Consider the following 1843-nt stretch of genomic DNA (forward strand, 5'->3'; position numbering starts at 1 on the left):
AAGCAATCTTTTTCACCACCTTGTCATTCTGAGCGTAGAGCTCTTCATCCTTGCATTCGTATAACCCACAAATGTTGGGAAGACCGAAATCCTATAAAGCTGATTAATGTAAACCCAGGATATTATGCGAAAAAGTATATAATTAATTGATTTTCAATTATATATATATCAATGTTAACCATAAAAAGTGTAAACCATGTAAACCCAATTAGGTGCCAATGACAAGTCTATACTTGCTGATTATCAATATTGAAAAAATGTCATTTTCAATGCGATTATTTGCAAGCAAATAAAGGTTACTCAGCATGACAAGTTTATTATTTGCTTCGTACAATGACACGCAGGTAAAATGCCATCTTATTTCTTGATTCTAATCTCTTGTTTCTATTCTCCCTTCTCCCTAAAAAAAAGTAACCGGTAATACCAACTCTATCCTGTTGCGGCCGGTGCCTCCAAAAAAGTCATCATCTAACAAACGACTGTATCTAATGCCGAAGGAAATACTGTTCTGGTTAAAGAATTTGGTGTCAAAAAACACTGCTGCTCCGGTCGACCGAAAGTTTTGTTTAAAGCTGCTGCCATTTGTAAAAAAGTTGTCAGCGGTGGCACGGGTGTAGTCAAAAAACAGGGCTCCCCTTAAACGCAGCAGATAAGCAATATTGCCAAAACCGGCATCGGGGTAGGCAAAGGGGAAATGATAGTTAATACCAACCTTGTTCATATCGTCCAAACTTTCGGCGGTATACCCTTTACTGAACGGGAAATTATTGGAGAAACTTATTACATTATTTTTGCCTTTTTGCTGGTGGGCCACATTGATCACCAGGCTGTGGTTAGTAACCACTCCCGGAAAGTAAAAAGTGCCCGAAGCCAGCAACTGTGTAGACCCCGCCCCTGATATGGCCGATTTATAATTTATGCTGATGCTTTGTGCCAATTGTGGGTAGATGTTTTGTTTGGCCGCCTGCATTTGATTACTGAACGAAAGATAGTTGTTGAGATAAGTATAACTTCTGTCAGCAAATTGTTGGGCATTACCCTGCTGAAAGCTGGTGCGGTTAAAGTACAGATCGCTGCCAAAGGCAAGGTTGGTTATATGTTTGCCTGCGCTAAAGTTAAGCGGCACTTCGAGGCCGCCATGCAACGATGTTTCGTTCCAGTAAATGTAACTGCCCTTGTAAAACTGACGCCGATCCAAAGTATAATCAACCCCGCCTGATATATATGGGAATAAGGCCCCGTAAGTAGCTCCAAAGCCAAATTGTTTATAGCCCTCATTACGGTTATAATTAAATGACAGTTCCGACTGAAAAGTATTCAAAACGTTTTCGCCGGTAATGGCAAAGGAGTAGTTGGGATCGCTGATGTTAGGGATGATGCTGTGAAAATTGAACAGCCCATGAGCTTTGGAATAACCTGTAACAGGCAGCGGCTTATCAACTACCGCCCCCAACATATTAGCCGACGAATCGCGTTTAAGGGCGGTGATGCCCATATCTGGCAAATGATGCGCATACTCAGTGCCGGCATCTATCCATTTAAGGTCTTTTTTATTTACTTCATTTATTTGATAACCAGAGGCGGTAAAACCAACCCAGGCCAGTTTATCATCAGCTACAGCGGGTTGATAGTAGCCAATGCCTGCGTCGTTACCTGTGGGTAGTAATTCATAACATTTATTACCGCCTAACATCAGCACAAAAAGCCTGTCGTTAATGCCATCCGTTTGGCTAAAATAAACCGTATCCTTTTTTATGGTAGTAAAACCAATTGGCCTAAAATCAAAAGGCATCAAATATTTTGCCGCGCCGGTTGCAATATCTATCAGTGCCAGGGTCATTTC

Annotated in this window: 1 protein-coding gene; it reads right to left on the reverse strand. The window is 41.3% G+C overall.

Annotation, left to right across the window (positions count from 1 at the left end; all coding sequences use genetic code 11):
- Positions 1-400: 400 nt before the first annotated feature.
- A partial coding sequence (locus tag AC1DRQ_RS31205; RefSeq protein ID WP_477429974.1) for a BamA/TamA family outer membrane protein occupies positions 401-1843 on the reverse strand: 1443 nt, incomplete at its 5' end.

Source organism: Mucilaginibacter sp. P4_E8, from assembly GCF_056401495.1.